At 72.0% G+C, this 15571-nt stretch carries 16 protein-coding genes and 1 tRNA gene; 12 read left to right on the top strand and 5 right to left on the bottom strand.

Features of this window, described 5'->3' with window-relative positions; translation table 11 throughout:
- Positions 1-15 precede the first annotated feature (15 nt).
- Entirely contained in the window at positions 16-927 is a 912-nt protein-coding gene (locus tag BJP60_RS09110; RefSeq protein ID WP_203135470.1) for a cation diffusion facilitator family transporter, read from the top strand.
- A 3-nt stretch (positions 928-930) separates the two neighbouring features.
- Here the strand turns inward: BJP60_RS09110 and BJP60_RS09105 are convergent, their stop codons facing one another.
- On the bottom strand, positions 931-3483 hold the full coding sequence (locus tag BJP60_RS09105; RefSeq protein ID WP_203135469.1) for an ATP-dependent DNA ligase: 2553 nt from the start codon (positions 3481-3483) through the stop codon (positions 931-933).
- Positions 3484-3562: 79 nt separating this feature from the next.
- Between BJP60_RS09105 and ku the strand changes: the two genes are divergently transcribed.
- Entirely contained in the window at positions 3563-4438 is an 876-nt protein-coding gene (gene ku, locus BJP60_RS09100) for a non-homologous end joining protein Ku (RefSeq protein ID WP_203135468.1), read from the top strand.
- Positions 4439-4486: 48 nt separating this feature from the next.
- On the opposite strand, the gene BJP60_RS09095 is transcribed toward ku, so the two are convergent.
- On the bottom strand, positions 4487-5233 hold the full coding sequence (locus BJP60_RS09095; protein ID WP_203135467.1) for a DedA family protein: 747 nt from the start codon (positions 5231-5233) through the stop codon (positions 4487-4489).
- Positions 5234-5286: 53 nt separating this feature from the next.
- A tRNA-Leu gene (locus BJP60_RS09090) sits at positions 5287-5368 on the bottom strand.
- A 127-nt stretch (positions 5369-5495) separates the two neighbouring features.
- Here BJP60_RS09090 and BJP60_RS09085 point away from each other — a divergent pair.
- Genes BJP60_RS09085 through BJP60_RS09055 form a run of 7 tightly spaced genes read left to right on the top strand, consistent with a single transcriptional unit; the run spans position 5496 to position 9966 of the window.
- The gene (locus BJP60_RS09085) at positions 5496-6668 is read left to right on the top strand and encodes a CpaF family protein (protein WP_238439360.1); all 1173 of its coding nucleotides are present in this window, start codon (positions 5496-5498) and stop codon (positions 6666-6668) included.
- On the top strand, positions 6665-7525 hold the full coding sequence (locus BJP60_RS09080) for a type II secretion system F family protein (RefSeq protein WP_203135466.1): 861 nt from the start codon (positions 6665-6667) through the stop codon (positions 7523-7525). Before BJP60_RS09085 ends, BJP60_RS09080 begins: the two co-directional genes overlap by 4 nt.
- Entirely contained in the window at positions 7522-8466 is a 945-nt protein-coding gene (locus tag BJP60_RS09075) for a type II secretion system F family protein (RefSeq protein WP_203135465.1), read from the top strand. Before BJP60_RS09080 ends, BJP60_RS09075 begins: the two co-directional genes overlap by 4 nt.
- Positions 8467-8512: 46 nt before the next feature.
- Entirely contained in the window at positions 8513-8710 is a 198-nt protein-coding gene (locus tag BJP60_RS09070; protein WP_442923421.1) for a hypothetical protein, read from the top strand.
- 2 nt (positions 8711-8712) lie between these two features.
- Positions 8713-9114: a TadE/TadG family type IV pilus assembly protein gene (locus tag BJP60_RS09065; protein ID WP_203135463.1), complete on the top strand. Its 402-nt coding sequence runs from the start codon at positions 8713-8715 to the stop codon at positions 9112-9114.
- 4 nt (positions 9115-9118) lie between these two features.
- Positions 9119-9550: a TadE family protein gene (locus BJP60_RS09060; protein ID WP_203135462.1), complete on the top strand. Its 432-nt coding sequence runs from the start codon at positions 9119-9121 to the stop codon at positions 9548-9550.
- Positions 9547-9966 carry a pilus assembly protein TadG-related protein gene (locus tag BJP60_RS09055; RefSeq protein ID WP_203135461.1) on the top strand — a complete coding sequence of 140 codons (420 nt, stop codon included), beginning with the start codon at positions 9547-9549 and terminating at the stop codon, positions 9964-9966. The genes BJP60_RS09060 and BJP60_RS09055 overlap by 4 nt, the downstream gene beginning before the upstream one ends.
- A gap of 4 nt (positions 9967-9970) precedes the next feature.
- Here BJP60_RS09055 and BJP60_RS09050 read toward each other — a convergent pair whose 3' ends face one another.
- Positions 9971-12085 (bottom strand): SpoIIE family protein phosphatase, encoded by a 2115-nt coding sequence (locus tag BJP60_RS09050; protein ID WP_203135460.1) that lies wholly within the window; start codon positions 12083-12085, stop codon positions 9971-9973.
- Positions 12086-12204: 119 nt separating this feature from the next.
- Entirely contained in the window at positions 12205-13449 is a 1245-nt protein-coding gene (locus BJP60_RS09045) for an MFS transporter (RefSeq protein ID WP_203139153.1), read from the bottom strand.
- A gap of 151 nt (positions 13450-13600) precedes the next feature.
- Between BJP60_RS09045 and prfB the strand changes: the two genes are divergently transcribed.
- From prfB to BJP60_RS09030, 3 genes are read left to right on the top strand one after another with little or no spacing between them, the layout of a single operon-like run.
- Positions 13601-14722 carry a peptide chain release factor 2 gene (gene prfB, locus BJP60_RS09040; RefSeq protein ID WP_203135459.1) on the top strand — a complete coding sequence of 374 codons (1122 nt, stop codon included), beginning with the start codon at positions 13601-13603 and terminating at the stop codon, positions 14720-14722.
- A complete protein-coding gene (locus BJP60_RS09035; RefSeq protein ID WP_203135458.1) occupies positions 14719-15225 on the top strand; it encodes a DNA polymerase III subunit gamma/tau in 507 nt (168 codons plus the stop codon). Before prfB ends, BJP60_RS09035 begins: the two co-directional genes overlap by 4 nt.
- A complete protein-coding gene (locus BJP60_RS09030; RefSeq protein WP_203135457.1) occupies positions 15222-15566 on the top strand; it encodes a hypothetical protein in 345 nt (114 codons plus the stop codon). The genes BJP60_RS09035 and BJP60_RS09030 overlap by 4 nt, the downstream gene beginning before the upstream one ends.
- Positions 15567-15571: the final 5 nt, after the last annotated feature.

Here is a 15571-nt window from a genome sequence, read left to right as displayed (position 1 = left end):
ACGTAGCCTGGGGACATGCACGACCACACGCACCGGATCGAGGCGGGCGACAACAGGCGTCTGCTCTCCGTGTCGCTCGCCATCACGGCGTCGGTGTTCGTCGTGCAGGTCGTCGGGGCGATCCTGACCGGATCGCTCGCGCTGCTCGCCGACGCCGCGCACATGCTGACGGATGCCGCGGCGCTGCTGATCGCGCTGCTGGCGAGCGTCGTCGCCGCGCGGCCCGCTGACGACCGGCGCACCTACGGCTATCAGCGCGCCGAGGTGCTCGGCGCGCTCGTGAACGGGCTCGTGCTGCTCGGCCTGTCGGTCTGGATCGCGATCGAGGCGATCGGCCGGCTCGCCGCGCCGCAGCAGGCGGAGGTCTCGGGCGGCTGGATGCTCGCGGTCGCGGTCATCGGCCTCGCGGCGAACGCCGTCGCGGCGTGGCTGCTGCGGCACGCGCAGAAGCGCAGCATGAACGTGCGCGGGGCCTACCTCGAGGTGCTCGGCGACATGCTCGGCTCGGCGGCCGTGATCGCGGCGGCGGTCGTCATCCTGTTCACCGGATGGGCGCGGGCGGACGCGATCGCGTCGCTGCTCATCGCGGCGTTCATCGTGCCGCGCGCGCTCGGGCTGCTGTGGGAGGTGCTCTCGGTGCTGTCCGAGGCGGCGCCGCAGGGCACCAGGGTCGCCGAAATCCGCGACCACCTGATGCGCGCGCCGGGCGTGCGCGAGGTCCACGACGTGCACGTGTGGCAGCTGACCCGCGGCGCGCCCGTGTTCACGGCGCACGTCGTCGTGGAGCAGGAGGTGCTCGACCGCGGCGGGTCGGCGGCGCTGCTGACCTCGCTGCAGGACTGCCTCGCGGACCACTTCGACGTGGAGCACTCGACCTTCCAGCTCGAGGCCGTCGGCCACGAGGACCGTCACGCCGCGCACGGCTGAGGCTCAGGACTCCCGGACGACGTCGGCCGGCGTCTTGTCGGCGCGCAGGCCCCGCCAGCGCGGATGGCGCATGCTGCCGCCCGCCGTCCATTCGGAGAACTCCACCTCGCCCACGAGCTCGGGTCGCACCCAGAGTGCGTCGCGCGCGTCGAGCGCGGGAACGCCGTGCAGCGAGGTCTCGTCTTCGCGCAGCGGCTCGAGCTGGTCCTGCAGTCGCGCCAGCGCACGCTGGCTGAAGCCGGTGCCGACACGGCCCACGTACCGCAGTCCGTCGTCGTCGGGGATGCCGAGCAGCAGCGAGCCGATGGATCCGGATCTGCCGCCCTTGCCGGGGCGGATGCCGCCGATCACCACCTCCTGCGTACGGGTGAGCTTGAGCTTCATCCAGCGCTCGGAGCGGCCCGCGCGGTAGCGGGAGGCCGGGTCCTTCGCGACCACGCCCTCGAGGTCGTGCTCGCGGGCGATCGCGAGCGCCATGTCCAGGGCGTCGAACACGGGCGGCACATCGATGGCCGCGCCCGCGCCCGAAGCGATGCGTTCGAGCACCTCGCGGCGCTCGGAGAGCGGGCGGCCGGCGAGGTCGGCTCCGTCGGCGGCGAGCACGTCGAACAGGTACAGGCGGGCGGGGGTGCGGCGCGTCTCGGCCGCGATCTCGCCCGCCTTGGTGAGGTGCATCCGGTTCTGCAGCAGGGAGAAGCTCGGGCGCCCGCGCTCGTCGAGCGCCACGATCTCCCCGTCGACGATCGCGTCGTCGGCCGCGAAGGACGCCGCCCCGGGCGCGGTCAGCTCGGGGTAGCGCGCGGTGATGTCGGTGCCGCTGCGCGCGAACAGGCGCAGCTCGCCGCCGGACCAGACGCCGAGCGCGCGCACGCCGTCCCACTTCATCTCCGCCCAGGAGCCGCCGCCCATCGCGTGCGCCAGGGCAGGGGTCGCGTTGGTGGCGAGCATGGGCGTCGGAGCGGTGACCGATGCGCCGGACGGGGCGGACGGGGCGGGTGCGTCGGAGTCCGGCTTCGGCGCGCGCTTCCTGCTTGACCGTGGCGCGGGAGCGGAGTCGAGCGCCGGCGCCTGTTCCGCTGATTCGTCGCGCGGCGCCGCATCGTCGTCCGGCGCATCGGCGCCCGGCCTGTCGGTTTCCGCCGCATCGGCCCGCGACGCCTCGCTCGCCGCCGCATCGGAGGGGTGCTGGTCCTTCATGCGGTGCAGCAGCCACTGCGACTTCTCACCCTCGCCGCTCGTGCGCAGCAGGGCCAGACGCACGGGCTCGCGCGTGCCGTGCAGCGTGAAGATCACCTCGTCGGCGCGCCACTTCTCGAGCGCGTACGTGCCGGTGTCCCAGATGTCCATGTGGCCCGCGCCGTACTCGCCCTTGGGGATGTCGCCCTCGAAGGTCGCGTAGGCGAGCGGATGGTCCTCGGTCTGCACGGCGAGGTGGTTCTTGCCATGGGTCTCGGGCACGCCCTTCGGCACCGCCCAGCTCGCGAGCACGCCGTCGCGCTCGAGCCGCAGGTCGTAGTGCAGCCGCCGGGCCTCGTGCCGCTGGATCACGAACCGCGGCTCGCCGCTCACCGTGGGCTCGACGGGTCCGCCCATCGGCTCGGGCGTCTTCGCGGCGTCGCGCTTGGCGACGTAGGGCGCCAGCGCGCGGTCGGGATCGGGCGCGTCGATCGGTGCGAGCGGATCGCCCATCCGCTCGACGCGCTCGAGTACCTCGTCGAACAGCAGGTGGCGGAGATCCGGGTCGTCGAGTTCGTCCCACGTGCGCGGGGCGGCGACCCACGGCTGCGCGCGGCCACGGAGCGAGTACGGCGCGATCGTCGTCTTCTTGCCGTTGTTCTGGCTCCAGTCGACGAGCACCCGCCCGGGGCGCACGGCCTTGCTCATCGAGCTGACCACGAGGTCGGGGTGGTCGGCCTCGAGCGCCTGCGCGAGCGCCTTGGCGACCGCGGAGACCTGGTCGCTCGTCTGCGACCCGGGAAGGCGCGCGTACAGGTGGATGCCCTTGCTGCCGCTCGTGACGGGCAGGGGATCGAGCCCCATGTCGGTCAGGATCGCGCGGGCCAGCCGCGCGACCTCGGCGCACTCGGGCAGCCCGACGCCGGGACCGGGATCGAGGTCGAGCACCATGCGATCCGGATTCCCCGGCGATCCGTCCGGCGCGAAGCGCCACTGCGGCACGTGCAGCTCGAGGCTCGCGACCTGCGCGAGGTAGACGAGCGTCGCGACCTCGTCGATCAGCGGATACGACTTCGGGCCGCTGGAGTGCTGGATCGCCTGGCGCGGCACCCAGTCGGGCGCGCCCCGCTCGAGGTCCTTGGCGAAGAACGTCGGCAGCGGATCGTCCGCCGTGCCGACGCCCTCCACCCAGCGCTTGCGCGTGACGGGCCGGCCCGCCACGTGAGGCAGCAGCACCGGCGCGATGCGTGTGACGTAGTCGATCACCTCGCCCTTGGTCGTGCCCGTGTCGGGGTAGAGCACCTTGTCGAGGTTCGTGATGCGCAGGCGACGTCCGCCGATCCGCACGGTCTGCGGCTGCGATCCTGCGTCGGGCGCCATACCCCCAGGCTATTTCGCCGATCCGCCCGGGAATCAACCCCCTGGCAGTGACGGGTGTGACGGGTGTTGACTGTGGTGCATGAGATCGATCTGGAAGGGCGCGCTGACGTTCGGCCTGGTGAACGTCCCGGTCAAGGTCTACGCCGCGACCGAGGACCACGACGTCAGCCTGCACCAGGTGCACAACGCCGACGGCGGACGCATCCGGTACCAGCGCCGCTGCGAGGTGTGCGGCGAGATCGTGGCGTACTCGGACATCGATCGGGCCTACGACGACGGCGACCGCACCGTGGTGCTGACGGACGAGGATCTGAAGTCGCTGCCGTCCGAGCGCAGCCGCGAGATCGACGTCGTCGAGTTCGTGCCGAGCGAGCAGGTCGATCCCATCACCTACGACAAGTCGTACTACCTCGAGCCCGACTCGGCCTCGCCCAAGGCGTACGTGCTGCTGCGGCGCACGCTGGAGCAGACGGATCGCACGGCGATCGTGCGCTTCTCGCTGCGGCAGAAGACGAGGCTCGCCGCGCTGCGGGTGCGCGGCGACGTGCTGATGCTGCAGACCCTGCTGTGGGCGGACGAGGTGCGCGCGGCGGAGTTCCCGTCGCTGAACGAGTCGGTGCGGATCTCGAAGAAGGAGCTCGAGCTGTCGGCGAGCCTGGTGGAGAGCTTCTCGAGCGACTTCGACCCGGATGAGTACGTCGACGAGTACCAGAAGGAGCTCAAGACGCTGATCGCGGCCAAGCTGGAGAAGGGCGACGCGATCGACACGGACGCGACCTTCGGCGAGACCGACGAGGACGAGGGCGGCGAGGTCATCGACCTGATGGCGGCGCTGCGGGCGAGCGTCGAGCGCTCGCGCGCTTCGCGGGGCAACACGAAGGACGACGCCGAGCCGGAGCCCGAGGAGGAGCCGGAGGAGAAGCCGAAGCGGAAGCGGTCGAAGAAGGCCTCCTGACCGATACTCCCCGCCGTCGCGGCTGGGCCGCTCGGGTCGCGATCCCGCTCAGAACTTGATGTCGGGCTTGCCGTCGCCGTCGATGTCGGCGCCGCGCTCGAACACGTCGGGCTCGAGCACGAGCTCCTCCGCGGCCGGCACGGCGGCGACCGCGCGGGCCTTGCGCCGCTCGGCGAAGTAGTGCCACAGCGTCACGATCGCGGTGCCGCCGACCGCGACGAGCAGGATCACGTCGATGTACTCGGTCACGACGTCGCGCACGAACGGCACGAAGGCGATCAGGTAGCCGACCATCGTGAGGCCGAAGCCCCACAGCAGCGCGCCGATCAGGTTGTAGAGCGAGTAGCGCTTCCACGGCATGTGGCCGACGCCCGCCGCCACGGGCGCGAACGTCCGCACGATCGGCACGAAGCGCGCGAGCACGATCGTGATGCCGCCGAAGCGCTCGAAGAAGGCGTTCGTGCGTTCGACGTTCTTGGTGCTGAACAGCCCCGATTCCTTGCGCTCGAACACCGCGGGGCCGCCCTTGTGGCCGATCAGATAGCCGACTTCGCCGCCGATGAACGCGGCGAGGGCGATCAGGAGGCTCGTCACCCAGATGTTCACGCCGAAGACGTCGTGCGTGTGGGTGAGGAGGCCGGAGATGATCAGCAGGGTGTCGCCGGGCAGCAGGAAGCCGACGAGCAGCCCGGTCTCGGAGAACACGATGAGGCAGACGACGAGCAGGGCCCAGGGGCCGGCCGCGTCGATGATGACCTGGGGGTCCAGCCAGGGAATGAGGGCGAACGGTCGCACCGGTGATCCCGTCTCGAGGTACTGCGATGGGTGGGTGGGGAAAGGGGACTTCGTGCGGAAGGTGGGACTTGAACCCACACGCCGTGAGGCACAGGAACCTAAATCCTGCGTGTCTGCCAGTTTCACCACTCCCGCGAGGTGCGATCAGTCTACTGATGCGCGGCGACATCCCCCGTGGGGGACAGCCCCCGCATCCGCGCGGGCTTTCCCTCGCTGTGGATAACTTCCGTGGCCCCGGTGGCGGGCTTGTCATCATGACCGGGTGACACAGCTGCATCCGGATCGCAGAGTGCCGACGGCCTCGCTCGTCGACCGCGTCCGGGAGCGGCTGCGCGCGGATCGCACGGATCCCGCCGAGGCCCCCGACGCGGTCGCGCGCATCGCACAGGCCGAGGTGCGGCGGCACAACGACGTCGCGCTCACGCGCGGCACCGCGACGATCGACGACGAGGCCGCGCGCGTGCGCGAGGTGCTCGCCGCCGTGACGGGCTACGGACCCCTGCAGCCCTACTTGGACGACCCGGACGTCGAGGAGCTGTGGATCAACGGACCGGACAGGGTCTACGTCGCGCGCGGCGGCGTGTCGGAGCGGGTGCCGGTGCACCTCACCGACGCGTCCGTGCGCGACCTCGTGGAGCGCATGCTGCACTCCACCGGGCGTCGCGTCGACCTCAGTCAGCCGTTCGTGGACGCGTCGCTGCCGGACGGCTCGCGCCTGCATGTGGTGATCGGCGGCATCGCCCGGCGTCACTGGGCCGTGAACATCCGCAAGTTCCTCTCGCGCTATCGCTCGCTCGACAGCCTCGTCGCTCTCGGCTCGCTGACCCACGACGCCGCGGCCATCCTGCGCGATGCGATGCGGGAGGGGTGCTCGGTGCTCGTGAGCGGCGCGACGCACGCCGGGAAGACCACGCTGCTCGGCGCCCTCGTGGCGGCGAGCCCCGTGTCGCACCGCATCATCACGGTCGAGGAGACGTTCGAGCTCGGGATCGATGCGCCCGACCTCGTCGCGTTGCAGGGGCGCCAGCCGAGCCTCGAGGGCACGGGTGAGGTCACGCTGCGTCGGCTCGTGAAGGAGGCGCTGCGCATGCGCCCCGACCGGCTCGTCGTCGGCGAGGTGCGCGACGCGGAGGCGCTCGATCTGCTCCTCGCGCTCAACACCGGCGTCCCCGGGGCGGCGACGATCCACGCCAACTCGGCGACAGATGCACTCGGCCGCCTCGCCGCGCTGCCCCTGCTCGCCGGACGCAACATCGACCGCGGCTTCGTGCTGCATGCGGTGGCGACGAGCGTGGATCTGGTCGTGCACTGCGAGCGGACGTCCGACGGCTTCCGCCGCGTCGCCGAGATCGTCGCGCCGACGGGGCGGATCGACGGAGAGCTTCCCGAGGTGCGGCCGGTCCATCGCGCACCGCGCCGGAGTGCGCCCGCATGACCGTGCTGTGGGGTGCGCTGCTCGGGGGCGGGCTCGTGCTCATCCTCTCCCCGTGGCTCTGGCCCGCGTCCGGGCGCGGGCGCACGCGGCCGGCGCGGACCGGCGCGCTCGTCCGGCTGATGGCGGGCGCGGGCCTGTCGCACGTGTCCCCGCGCGTGATCCTGACCGCGTGCGCGGTGTGCGCGCTCGTGTGCGCGGCCGTGGCCTGGCTCGGCACGGGGGTGGGCACGCTCGCGCTGCTCGCTCTGGTCGCCGGTGCCGCGGCCCCCATCGTGTGGCTGCGCTCCCGGCGTTCGCGGCTGATCCGTGCGAGACGCGCGCTGTGGCCCGACGTGTGCGACCTGCTGATCGCCTCCGTGCGCGCGGGCATGTCACTCCCCGACGCGATCGCGAGCCTCGCGGTATCGGCGCCGCCCGCGCTGCGCCCGGCGTTCACCCGGTTCGAACGGGACATGAACGCTTCCGGTCACTTCGATTCCAGCGCCGATCGCCTCAAGGCGGCGCTGGCGGACCCGATGGCGGACCGGATCGTCGAGACCATGCGGATGGCGCGGCAGGTCGGCGGTACGGAGCTCGTGCCCGTGCTGCGCGCCCTGTCCGCGTCGGTGCGCGCGGACGCGGCCCTGCGGGCGGAGGTGGAGTCGCGGCAGTCCTGGACGAAGGGCGCCGCGGTGCTGGGCGTCGTGGCGCCCTGGGTGATCCTGGCGCTGCTGGCGCTGCGACCGGAGGGCGCCGAGGCGTACTCCAGCCCGGAGGGCGTGGTGCTGATCATCGTGGGAGCCGTGGTCTCCCTCGTGGCGTATCGCGTGATGATCCGGATCGGACGGCTGCCCGAACCGCGGAGGTGGTTCGCGTGACCTGGGCGACCGACGCGGCCCTCGCGGTGCTGCTCGGCGGCGCGCTCGGTGGGGGCGTCTGCCTGCTGCTGGTGCTCGTCCCGCGCATCGGCGCGCCGTCGGTGTCGCGCCGGATCGCGCCGTACATCCGCGACGTCACCGACCCCGCCGGGACGACGGCATGGGAGCTGGTGGGCCGGGCCGGGGCTGCGGGCGCACTGGGCTGGTCCACGGCTCTGGAGCGTTCGGCGAAATGGGCCGTGCGGGTCCTGGGCGCGTCGGATGCCCTCGCCCTGCGACTGGCGCGGGCCGGTCGCGCGCCCGACCCGGCCGCCTTCCGGGCGCGGCAGCTCGCCTGGGGAGTCGCCGGTGTCGGAGCGGGCGCGCTCGCGGTCGTGGCACTGGCGCTCGCCGGATCCTTCACGGGGCCGAGCCTGCTTCTGCCGATCGTGGTCGGCGTCGGCGCCGTCGTGCTGTGCGACCTGCTGTTGACGAGCCAGGCCAAGGCACGCGCGGCGCGGATCGCCGACGAGCTGCCGACCGTGCTGGAGTTCCTCGCACTGTGTCTGGCGGCGGGCGAGGGCATCCTCGACAGCCTGCGCCGTGTGGGGACGGTCGGCTCGGGCGAGCTCACGGCAGAGGTGCGCGCCGTGGTGCTCGAGGTGAGCACGGGGTCCAGTCTTCCTGACGCGCTCACCTCCATGTCGCGTCGCGTGCAGGTGTCCGCGCTGTCCCGAGCCGTCGAACACCTGGTGGCGGCGCTCGACCGGGGTGCACCGCTCGCGCAGGCACTGCAGGCGCAGGCGACGGACGCGCGCGAGGACGCCAAGCGCGCGCTGATCGAGACCGCAGGGCGCAAGGAGATCTACATGCTCCTGCCGCTCGTCTTCGGGCTGCTGCCGTTGAGTGTCCTGTTCGCGGTCTTTCCCGGCGTCTTCATGCTCCGCCTCGGCATCGGATGAGCCGAGCGCCCGACGTCACGAAACCGAGGAGGAAGAGATGAACCGACTGATCGAGACAGCGACGGCACGCGCCCGCACCGCGTGGGGCGAGCTGATCGAGGAGGACAGGGGCGACGTGCCCGGCTGGGTCCTCATCACGCTCATGACCGCGGGGCTTGTCGTGCTGATCTGGGCACTGGCCGGCCCGGCGCTGCAGGGATTGTTCGAGCAGGCGATCGCGCGCGTCAGCGGCGGCCTGGGCTGAGCATGCCGTCCGCGGAGGGTCGCCCGGAGGAGGACGAGCGCGGCTCGGCCCCCGCGGAGTTCGTCCTCGTCGGCGGGCTGCTGACCCTGCTGACCCTCGCAGTGCTGCAGCTCGGGCTGGCGATGTACGTGCGGAACGTCGTGCACGACGCCGCCGTGGAGGGCGCGCACTATGCGGCTCTCGCCGACTCGGATGCCGCGCAGGGGATCGCGCGCACCCGCACGGTGATCGAGCGGGCCGTCGGACCCTCCTACGCGGACGACATCCGCGCCGCCTACACGTCGACCGGGGGAGCGCCGTCGGTCACCGTGACGGTGCGCACCGCGATGCCGCTCGTCGGCCTCGTGGGCCTGCCCGCGGCGATGGAGGTGAGCGCGAGTGCGCCCGTCGAGTCGCTTCCGTGACGCGGTGCGGCGGACCCGCGCGCTGACGACCGACGACAGCGGATCCGCGGCGCTGGAGTTCCTGACGGTCGGCGTGCTGATGCTCGTGCCGCTCGTCTACCTGGTGCTCGCTCTCGGCCAGATCCAAGCGCAGGCGCTCGGCGTGGAGGCGGGCGCGCGCTTCGCCGCGCGGACGATCGCCGGGGGAGCGGGGAACCCGGATGCGGTGCTCGCCTCCGTCACGCGGCAGTACGGGATCGAGGCCTTCGACGCGGACGTGGCGTGCGTGCCCGCGACCGCATCCTGTCCCGAGCCGGGCGCGACGGTTCACGTCACCGTGACCACGCGCGTGCCGCTCCCGCTGATGCCGTCGATGCTCGGGCTCGACCGCATGACGAGCGTGCCCGTGCAGGCGACGGCGGTGCAGAAGGTCTCGCGCTATTGGGAGGCGCAATGAGGCGTACGGTGCTCGACGACGAGGAAGGGAGCATCCTCCCGCTGGTCCTCGGCTACGCGGTGCTCGCGATCGCGCTGGTCCTCGTGTGCGCGAACGCCACCGCCCTCTACCTGGCCCAGAAGCGCCTGGACGCGCTCGCCGATGCGGCGGCGCTCGCCGCATCGGACGGCTTCACCCTGACGCTGGAGGGCGACGCGCCACGCGCGGAGCTCGACGACGAGCGGATCCGCACCCAGGCGCAGGCGATCGTCGACGCCGCACCGGGCGACCCCGCGCTCGTGGCGGCCACGACGAACGACGGCGTCTCGGTCACCGTCACGGTGACGTCCGCTTGGAGTCCAGCCGTGCTCGCGCCGTTCGTCCCCGACGGCGTCGCTCTGCGCTCGACCGCGACGAGCCGCAACGCGCTCGACTGAACGCTTACGCCTCGGACGAGCCCGTGTCGCAGTCCGGCGAGCGGCGCAGGGCAAGCACCGTGAGGTCGTCGTCGGGGTCGCCGGCCGCCGCGCGCTCGACGACGGCCTCGACGACCTCGGTCGCCGTCGCGTCGCGCGACAGCGCGGCCCAGACCGCGGCGAGCTCGTCGATGGATCCTCCGACCGCGTCGAGCACGCCGTCGCTGACCACCAGCAGCATGTCGCCGGGATCGAGCCTGTCGTGCGCGGCGAAGCGCGGCTCATCCGGCGCGACTCCCAGGGGGAAGCCGTTCGCCTCGAGCCGCCGCACGGCGCCTTTGCGCGTCAGCACCGCCGAGAGCCCGTGTCCCGCATCGACGTAGGTGACATCGCCGGTGGGAGCGTGGACGAAGGAGCGGAAGACCGTCACGAAGGCTCCCGCGTTGTCGAGGTCGCGCGTCATGCCGCGCTCGGCCTCGACGAGCGGCTGCACGACGTCCTCCCCGCCGCCGTGCGCGCGCAGCAGCGACCGGGTGGTGGCCGCGAGGATCGCGGCGCCCGTGCCCTTGCCCATCACGTCCGCCAGCGTCAGCACGACGCCGTGGTCGATCGTGTACCAGTCGTAGAAGTCGCCGCCCACGCTTCCGGCGGGGACGAACCTCGCCGCCAGGTCGTAGCCGGGAACGTGCGGCGAGTCGGTGGGCAGCAGTCCCGCCTGCACCTGCGCGGCGCGGCGCAGCTCCCGGCGCTCGGCCGTGACGTCCCGCAGCACCGTGATGATCCCGCTCGCGGGTTCCGGCAGGCGAGCAGCGGTGAAGGTGACGATCCGCTCGTCGCTCACCCCCGCCGGCTGCACGAGAAGGTCGACCCCGACGGTCTTGCCCGCGGGGAGCGCGGCGGCGAGGGAGGCGGCATCGCCGTCGAGCGGGGCGCCGTCCATGGTGCGGACCCCGGCCAGGTCGTTGGTCGTCGAGAGATGCAGCGATCCGCCGCGAAGGGCGGGGTGGTCGGGGCCGAGAAGCAGGGCGTCGGCCGCGCGATTGCGCAGGATCACCTGGCCGTCGGGATCGACGACGCGCACGCCCTCCGACATGTTCTCGATGATCGTCTCGAGCAGTGTCGACTGCTCCTCGGCCTGCCGCCGGGCCTTCCCCAGTTCTTCGAGCAGCAGCTCGCGCTGGTCGCGCTCCGCCGCGAGAGCGAGGCCGATCACGATCGCCATCGCGATGTAGAGATGAGCCACCGCGATCTGCGCCGATGGCTCTGTCATGCTCGCGAACGGTCCTCCGCCTCCGAGGAGCGTGACGAGGATGACGGCCGTCGCGACGAGCACTCCCTGCAGCATCACGAACACCGTGGGCAGTCGTGCGCCCGACCAGCAGGCGAGCGCGAGCAGCGGGAACACGAGGTTCAGGTGGCCGAACTCCATGAACCAGACCCAGTGGATCGCGGGGCTCAGCAGGAGGAGCGCGTACCACTCGATCGGATGCGCCCGCACCTCCAGGTGCGACGACGAGAGGCCTCGGACACCGCCTCCCGACCGCTGCCGCCGAACGAAGTCGATGACCGTGAAGCCGAGCGGCACGCCGACGATGATGCTCACGGCGTTGCGCACCCACCACAGGAGCGCGATGTTCCAGTCCCAGCCGCCGCCGGCCAGAAGGGATCCGGCCTCCAGCAGCGGCGCCGACACGAACGGGCCCGCCAGCGCGGCGCCGATGAACGTCCACAGCTCGCCTCGGGTCTGGATGCGAGCGCCGCGCGCTGACCAGATGCGCGGGCAGCCGACGCGGAGGATCATCGCGCACACGAGAGCCTGCAGTGCGGCGGCGATACCGCCCGCGACGGCAGTCACGACGCTGCCGCCGGTCGCCAGCACGAGCACGGTGGAGATCGCTGCGATGAGCGCGTAATCGAGCAGCGGCCACGGACGGTTCGCTCGCGCGACGATCCAGAGCAACGAGATCCCCGCGGCCGGCATCACGACACCGATCCCGGTGTCGGCGAGGACGGCCTGTCGCGCGAGGGCGAGCGCGAGCGCGTAGAGCACCGCGTACGCCGTGATCGTCAGCGCGTCGTACGCCCCGAAGCGACTCTTGAGCGCGACCGCGCGCTGCGGCACGGCGATGGTTGTCGTCACCCGGACCTCCGTCGGTTTCCCCCTGCCGCTGATTCCCAGCGCAACCGTTCTCCCGAGAGTAGCGACTCTGCGGGCCGCCACAGATGAACGGGCATCGGTCGCTCCGCTCCGCTTCGAGCTCAGCGGCTCGACACGAACCGCGGCACCCAGCGCACGAACGCCAGCGCACCCAGCAGGCCGACCACGCCGACGCCTCCCGCCGCGACCGAGAGCGACGCCACCGCGGTGAGACCCGAGACCACCAGAGGGCTCAGCGCGCCGCCCGCATCGGTGATCGTGCGCCAGGCACCGAGGAACGCCGCCGGGTTGTCCTTCGGGGCGACGTCGGCGCCGAGGGTCAGCAGGATGCCGCTCGACAGTCCGTTCCCCACGCCGATCACGACCGCGAACACGCCGAACCACATCGCGGCCGAGGAGACGTCGTGCGTGAACGCCAGCGCGATCATCGCCCCGCCCATCAGGATGAGCGACGGCACGGCCGCCCACAGCCGGCCGAAGCGATCCATCACCTGGCCGCTGGCGTAGAACAGCGCGAACTCGAGGGCCCCGGCGATGCCGACCACGAGCGCGATGGACGACGAGTCCAGGCCGATCGACAGGCCCCACAGGGGCAGGAGCGCCGGACGCGACGCGCGCACGAACGACAGAGACGCCGCCGCGACGCCGAGGCGCGACAGCACGCGGGTGTTGCGCCGGATGGTGCCGAACATGCCGAGTCGCTCGCGCGTCGGGATCGAGCCGGTCACGGCCTCGCCCGTGTCCTCGGGCTCGACCGCCCGGACGGCCGCGTCCGCCGATGCATCGGCCGACGCGGCGGCGGCGCGCGCGGCCTTCTCCTCCGGATCCGGGCCGAACGTCACCAGCAGGCCCACGACGACGAGACACGCGCCGAAGAACCAGATGCTCGCCTGCTCCTGCCCGAAGATCCCCAGCAGCGCGGCCGACACGAACGGGCCCGTGAACGCGCCGAGGCGGAACGAGCCGCCGAGCAGCGACAGCGAGCGCGCGCGGTAGGCGAGCGGCACGCGAGTGGTCATGAAGGTGTGCCGCGCGAGCGCGAACGCCGCCGCGCACAGGCCGATCAGGAACACCGAGAGCATCAGCACGCCGAGGTGCCGCGACAGCAGCATGCCGGCGATGCCGACCAGCGACACGGCGGCCGCGGCGGCCATCGTGTACCGCTCGCCGAGCCGGGACACGAGCCACCCGGCCGGCAGGTTGCCGCACAGCTGGCCGACGACGATCATCGCCGTCACGAGCGCGGCGGTGGCGAGGTCGGCGCCGTACTCGCGCGAGATGATCGGCAGCAGCGGCAGGATCGCGCCCTGTCCGAGCGAGTAGATCGCCGTGGGTCCGTAGATCATGGGCGCGTACCGGCGGATCGCCTCCGCGGCCGTGCCCGATCCGCGGTCGCCTGCTTCGGATCCGTCGCTCGCCACCGTCTCCACGCTACCCGGGCCGCGTCGCGCCTCGGCCCGCGCGGCGCCGGGCCGGGCCGCGATAGGCTGGGGCGTCATGCTTGATTACGATCCTTCCGCCGAGATCCAGGCGCTGCGCACCACGTTCGCGAACATCCGAGAGGTGGTCGACGTCGACTCGCTGCGCACCGAGATCGCGCGCCTCGAGGAGGAGGCCGCCGCCCCCGGGCTGTGGGACGACGCCGCCAACGCGCAGAAGGTCACGAGCGCGCTCAGCCACGCGCAGGCCTCGCTCACGCGCGTCGAGGGCGTCGAGCGCCGCCTCGACGACCTCGAGGTGCTCGTGGAGCTCGCCAACGAGATGGGCGACGAGGACTCGGTCGCCGAGGCGCAGAAGGAGATCGCCGACCTCGAGAAGGTCATCGGCGACCTCGAGGTCAAGACGCTGCTGGACGGCGAGTACGACGACCGCTCGGCCGTCGTCACGATCCGCTCGGGCGCCGGCGGTGACGACGCCACCGACTTCGCCGAGATGCTCATGCGCATGTACCTGCGCTGGGCGGAGCGCAACAAGTACCCCGTGAAGGTGCTCGACACCTCCTATGCGGAGGGTGCCGGCATCAAGTCGACGACGTTCGAGGTCGATGCCCCGTACGCGTACGGCATCCTGTCGGTCGAGGCCGGCACGCACCGCCTCGCGCGCATCAGCCCGTTCGGCTCGGCCGACAAGCGGCAGACGAGCTTCGCGGCCGTCGAGGTCATCCCCGTCATGGAGGAGGCCGTCGAGGTCGAGATCCCCGAGAACGACCTGCGCGTCGACGTGTTCCGCTCGTCGGGCCCCGGTGGTCAGTCGGTCAACACGACGGACTCGGCCGTGCGCCTGACCCACCTTCCGACCGGCATCGTCGTGTCGATGCAGAACGAGAAGTCGCAGATCCAGAACCGCGCCGCCGCCATGCGCGTGCTGCAGACCCGACTCCTGCTGCTGCAGAAGGAGGAGGAGGCCGCCAAGAAGAAGGAGCTCGCCGGCACGATCACGGCGAGCTGGGGCGACCAGATGCGCTCCTACTTCCTCTACGGCCAGCAGCTCGTGAAGGATCTGCGCACCGGCCACGAGTCGGGCAACCCCGCGACGGTGTTCGACGGAGACCTCGAGGGCTTCATCAACGCCGGCATCCGCTGGCGCAAGCGCAAGACCGACGACTCGGATCATCGATGAGCTGGCCCGACGACGACGCCCTGTCCTGGGAGGGTGACGAGGATCTGCGATCCTCGGCGTCCCAGGAGAAGTCCCGGTCTTGGCGGCGCGGCCGGCGCAAGGTCGGCCGGGGGAGCGAAGACGTCCTGAGCGCGGATCCCGCCGCGGACGCCGAGATCGAGGCGCCCGAGCCGGAGGCGGACGCGGAGGCGGAGCCGGAGCCCATGGGCAACGCCGCGCTCATCGGCGTCGGCGTGCTCGCGGGCATCTACACGCTGTACGCCGTCGGCTGGGCGCTCGGCTCCTTCCGCCTGCGCGACGTGCAGACGGCCGGCGGCGGCGTCGCCGACGTGATGTTCCAGGCCGCCATGTGGCTCGGCATCCTGTCGCCGGTGATCTGGTTCTTCGTCACGATGCACGTCACGCGCCGGGCGCCGCGCTGGCAGCGCTTCGTCGGGCTCGCGATCGGCATCGTGCTGCTCGTGCCCTGGCCCTTCGTGATGATGGGGGCGATCGGACGATGACCGGCACCGAGACGCGGCGCGCGGCGTCGTCCTGGGCGGTCTGGGTGATCGCCGGGGCCTTCGCCCTGCTGTTCGCGTACGCCGTCTGGAGCGCCGTGAACTACCTCGTCGCGTGGGTGCAGGCCGCCGGTGCGGCGGGACAGTCGCTGAGCGCCATGGGATGGGCGGCGTGGATCCTCGCGATCGTGCTGCCGATTCTGCTCTTCGGCGTCGCCCTCGGGCTCGGCCGCCGCCGCGGCAAGCTCACGTTGACGCTGTTCCTGCTGACGGCGCTGTCGCTCGTGGCGGTGTTCTGGCTCAACGTCATGGCCTACACGACGATCGTGCCGATCATCGCCTGACGGCG

It is taken from the genome of Microbacterium sp. JZ31, from assembly GCF_016805985.1.
Taxonomy (GTDB): Bacteria; Actinomycetota; Actinomycetes; order Actinomycetales; family Microbacteriaceae; genus Microbacterium.
The sequence above is the reverse complement of the archived record's forward strand: the minus strand, read 5'-3'. Positions and strand labels throughout refer to the sequence as shown.